We start from the raw sequence: 4,641 nt of genomic DNA, 5'->3' as shown, positions 1-4,641 counted from the left end.
GATGTCAGCCACCGCTTTGAGATGTTCTTGTAGCTTTTCTCGTTCTTCGGAGTTTAAGTTCATTTTGAAATTTTTTAGATATATCTACTCATATTATTTTACCATGATTTTTGTGTTTTTACGAAAGTGAGATGCACCCCGATTGAATGCGAGATTTTATACTTTATCTAGCTGCTATTGGGTGTCGCGATCGCTCAACCTAACCGACTCCATACTCAGGTTTTTACAAAACAACAGCAAATTCTAAAAATGGAAAATCCCAGATAAACCTAAGTGAATTTATCTGGGAAATATTGGGAGAATTCCACTTAGCCTAACAATGTAACCTAACTTCGTGAGATATGAGGGATCGAACCCTACCGCGAAGCGATAACAGAAATGGGTTGTGTTTTTAACAGAGGAAACAATACGAACTGTTGCGGGGCTTCACGTTCGATTTGTCCTGCCTCGATCGCGAACCGAAGACGACGCAGCGCGTCGAGATCGGAAGCTTGATAAGCCCTGTACTGCAAAAATTGAGAGATCGCGGCTTCAGAGGCAACGCTCAAGCACCCTGTCTGATAAGCAGACTTGACTAAGGTTTGAATCATGATTAGCCGATCGGTCAAATACACCCTTTGACCCAGTATGGCGTGCGATCGCACACCGACAACCGATCGAAATCGATCGAAATTGCGATCGCGATCGCTGACAAACTTGTCAAATTTAGCAGTCGCACTCGAATCCGTGAAGAATTGACCGCAATTCCCCTAAAACGGGAAAACCTAAGAGTACAATCGATCGAAATCGTCGTTGAGGATAACAGAAACATGATTGCAGAGGTGAGTTTGCAGCCGTCGCTCGTCGAACTCGCCCGAACGGGCAACTTCCACGCGATCGCTTATTGGCTCAACAGCCACCTCATCCCCGAAGGAATCTACGCCCGCGTCGGTGCAGCCTCAGCCGGATGTGTCCGCATTCAAGTCGAAGTTCCGCCGCTGCCGATGGATGCCCTATGGCAAAAACGCCTCGTGCGTGCCATTTGCCATCACGTTTGGAAACTCAACTCCGACGCGATTCGAGGAGTTCACATCATCGCCCACTTCGCCGGACAAACCGAAATCCTCTGGAAACAGTCCGTTCGCATCGTCACCCCCAACCAACGACGACGAGAACATCGTTCTTCCCTCAACGCCTTCCACTCCGTCAAACGCTGGCTCGCTCGCAGCTACAAAGCCTTGCGAATGCTCTTACTGGCAGGAACCGCCGCCGCTGCCTTCAGCTTTGGCTGTTGGATGAGCTATCAAGATTTACCGCCGCTGTTGCCGAAACTACCCCAGATTGCTTCCACCGAAGCGATCGCCCCCCCAACAAAGTCCCTCGATCGCATCCAAGCCGCCCTCGAAGAAATCGAAATCGATCGCCACGCCCCACAACATCCCGGCGATGCTGCCGTTCGCCTCACCTTCGGCGGCGATGTAGACCTGTCCCACTTCGATCCGGACGATCCCGGCATCTTAACCGATCTCGAAGGCTTTCAAAACGCCGACGTTGCCACCATCAACCTCAACCTGCCCCTGACGAACGCCGACACACCTCGCCCGAAAGCCGACAACCGCAAAGCAGCCCCCGAAGCCGTCGAAGCCCTCCGCCAAGCTGGAATCGACGTGGTCAACCTGGCCAACGATCGCGTGATGGACTACCACATCCTCGGCTTGGACGACACCCTCAAAACCCTCGACGCAGCCGACATTCACCACATCGGCGCCGGACGCACCCTCACCGAAGCCCGTCGTCCGAAAATTCTCGAGATCGAAGGTCAGCGGATCGCCTACTTTGGCTATAGCATTGGCGATCTGTACACCGCCAGTTCCGGGCGTCCCGGTACGAACTCCGGCGAAGAAACCCATATCGCTCGAGATATTCAAGCCGTGCGCGACGAGGTCGATTGGGTCGTCGTCAACTTCCACTGGGGCGCAGAACTCGCCAGCTATCCCGCCTCCTGGCAAATCGAACTGGCTCGGTTCGCCATCGACAACGGTGCCGATCTCATCGTCGGACACCATCCCCGCGTTCTCCAAGGAGCAGAACTCTACCGAGACCGTCCCATCGTTTACGCGTTGGGGGATTTGACCTCGGGCGAGGGAACCGCCGCCGCCCTGCTCGACGTGTCTCTGACGAAAGATAAGATGACGGTGGAACTGTTACCCGTCGAAACTTACGGCGATCGCCCGTATTTAGCCCGAGGCGATCGCCATCGGGAGATACTCGAACGGTTGGAAGTGGTCTCGAGTCCCTTCGATCGCCCCTTAACCCAACCCGTCACCCTCAACAAACGCCGTTCGGCATCTCCCGAACCCGCGTTCGACCCAGAAACCCCGTTACCGAAACCGTCTTGGCCTTTCGATCGCTCGCTTCCCGATCTGCCGTCCGCCGACACAAACGAGACCTTCAACACTGACGATTCGTTTATCGAAGATCCCTTCGTCGCCCCCGCTGGGGAACCCTCCGAGGACGCGTCACCCGCTGCGACCACTCCTCACGAAAGCCTGCTGGAGTTCGGCAAAACCTTGATGCGCGGTTCTGCGGTCGAGGCGATCGAGTTTTCCAAACCCGAGTCAAACCCCTCCGATGAAGTTGAAGCCTTCGAGAGCCGTGAAGAATTCGGGGAGTTTCAGGAGACCGAGGAATTTTCCGAACCCGAATGGGAAGACGCCGATCGCTTTGAAACGTTGGAAGACGTTGAGAACTTCGAGGAGACGGACGAGGTTTCCGAACCCGTGGGATGGCAGCGACCGACGTTACCCTTTGAAGTGGCCGCGACGCAGAAACAGATCTCAAAGCGATCGCGTCACGCCGATATCGAACTTCCTGCAATTCGAGTGCCATTTCGCGCCCCGCTGCCAACTTCTCAATTTCCCACCGTGTCGTAGTATGAAAAGCGTAAGTTCGCTTCGATCGCCGTCGAGTTTTGAGGCTCAGTGCGATCGCCAGCGTAGTGAAGGGTGAAATACGATCCATGTACGCGATCGAAACTCAAAAAAAACAATATCAAACCTATATCCTCTCCGATCGAACCGCGAATTCCCAGATTGAAATCGTTCCCGAACGGGGCGGACTCGTCACGAGATGGAGAGTCGGCGATCGAGACGTTTTATATTTCGACGAAGACCGTTTTGCCAATCCCGAACTCAGCGTTCGCGGAGGAATTCCGATTCTTTTCCCCATTTGCGGCAACCTTCCCGACAACCGCTACACCTACAACGGTAAACCGTACAGCCTCAAACAACATGGTTTCGCGCGGGATCTGCCCTGGAACGTCTGCGATCGCAACACCGAAGATTGCGCGAGTCTCACCCTCGAACTTTCGAGTAGCGATCGAACTCGCGAGGTTTACCCCTTCGAGTTTCAACTCACCTTTACCTACAAACTCCAAGGCAACACGCTCGAAATCGTCCAACGTTACACCAATCCCAGCGAAGATTGCGTATTGCCCTTTTCCACCGGGCTGCATCCCTACTTTCTCGTGCGCGACAAATCTCAATTGCGCTTTCTCATCCCCTCCGAACAGTATTGGGACCAACTCGACGGTGCCTTACAGGACTTTCACGGCGAGTTCGACTTCGATCGCGACGAAATCGACGTGGCGTTTTCCCAACTCAACAGCCACAACGCCACCGTTCACGACGAAGATCGGGGACTTCAACTCAAATTAGAGTACAACACCCCCTTTTCCACCCTTGTCTTCTGGACGGTACGCGGCAAAGACTATTACTGTCTCGAACCCTGGAGCGCTCCTCGCAACGCCATCAACACGGGAGAGCGACTGATTCGCATCCACCCGCGATCGAGCCTAGAAATGCTCGTGCGCTTTCAAGTCCAGTCCCTTTGAAAAATTTTTTTGAAAAAAGCCTTGCAATTTCGCTCGAGTGTGCTAATCTAGTAAAGGTCTGAACAAAACAACCGGACGCCACCGGGTCGCTAACTCAACGGTAGAGTACTCGGCTTTTAACCGATTAGTTCTGGGTTCGAATCCCAGGCGACCCATTTTTCAGGAAAGAGTGTAGAGTTTTTGGAAGACGTGCCGTGGTGCGTCTTTTGTGGCTCGGAGAGATTTCGTCTCCGACCTCTCATACAGAATCCGAATTGCAAATACTGGTTTTGCTCGACCCGACAAGCCCCTCCATCCCCCCAACCCTCCTCTCCTTTGGGGAGCTAAGGGGGGATGTGGTGAAGACTTCTTGTAACCCAGCTTATCGGAAAAGGATGGAGGATCGCACGAACGAGACACAAACCGATTTCAACAAACCGATGTCAATTGACACTCCCCAGCTATCACGGTGTGGGGATTCTTGGTTCAACGACAAGACTTACATATTTGACCCGTAAGCCAAATGTCCAGAGATCTTCATCACGCCGGCGCGTTTCGCATCCCCCCAACCCCCCTTACCAAGGGGGGCTAAGGGGGGATACCTGTTCCAGTCTGCCCGACCGAGAGCGTGGAGTTCTTCAAAAATTCTGAGTCTCCGTGCTTGACGCTTGAAGCTTTTACCCACACGAGCTATTTGACCTGTGGAACCGCCAAACTTCAGTAATCATCGGTTCTCATCTTTCGATGCCAGGTTTTTAAGGAGGTTAGTTACCTGTTCCTCACCCGAAAAT

General features: G+C 53.2%; 3 protein-coding genes and 1 tRNA gene. 3 read left to right on the top strand and 1 reads right to left on the bottom strand.

What is annotated here, in order from left to right; translation table 11 throughout:
* Positions 1–356: 356 nt before the first annotated feature.
* A complete protein-coding gene (locus POG22_RS01565; RefSeq protein WP_063714817.1) occupies positions 357–590 on the bottom strand; it encodes a hypothetical protein in 234 nt (77 codons plus the stop codon).
* 27 nt (positions 591–617) lie between these two features.
* Here POG22_RS01565 and POG22_RS01560 point away from each other — a divergent pair, with 27 nt between their 5' ends.
* From POG22_RS01560 to POG22_RS01550, 3 genes are all read left to right on the top strand, one after another.
* Positions 618–2,912 carry a CapA family protein gene (locus POG22_RS01560; protein WP_498903230.1) on the top strand — a complete coding sequence of 765 codons (2,295 nt, stop codon included), beginning with the start codon at positions 618–620 and terminating at the stop codon, positions 2,910–2,912.
* 86 nt (positions 2,913–2,998) lie between these two features.
* A complete protein-coding gene (locus POG22_RS01555; RefSeq protein WP_498903229.1) occupies positions 2,999–3,871 on the top strand; it encodes an aldose epimerase family protein in 873 nt (290 codons plus the stop codon).
* A gap of 83 nt (positions 3,872–3,954) precedes the next feature.
* Positions 3,955–4,026 (top strand) — tRNA-Lys (locus tag POG22_RS01550).
* Positions 4,027–4,641 lie beyond the last annotated feature (615 nt).

This window comes from Geitlerinema sp. CS-897, from assembly GCF_028368005.1.
In the GTDB taxonomy this organism is placed as follows: domain Bacteria; phylum Cyanobacteriota; class Cyanobacteriia; order Cyanobacteriales; family Geitlerinemataceae; genus Baaleninema; species Baaleninema simplex.
The sequence above is the reverse complement of the archived record's forward strand: the minus strand, read 5'-3'. Positions and strand labels throughout refer to the sequence as shown.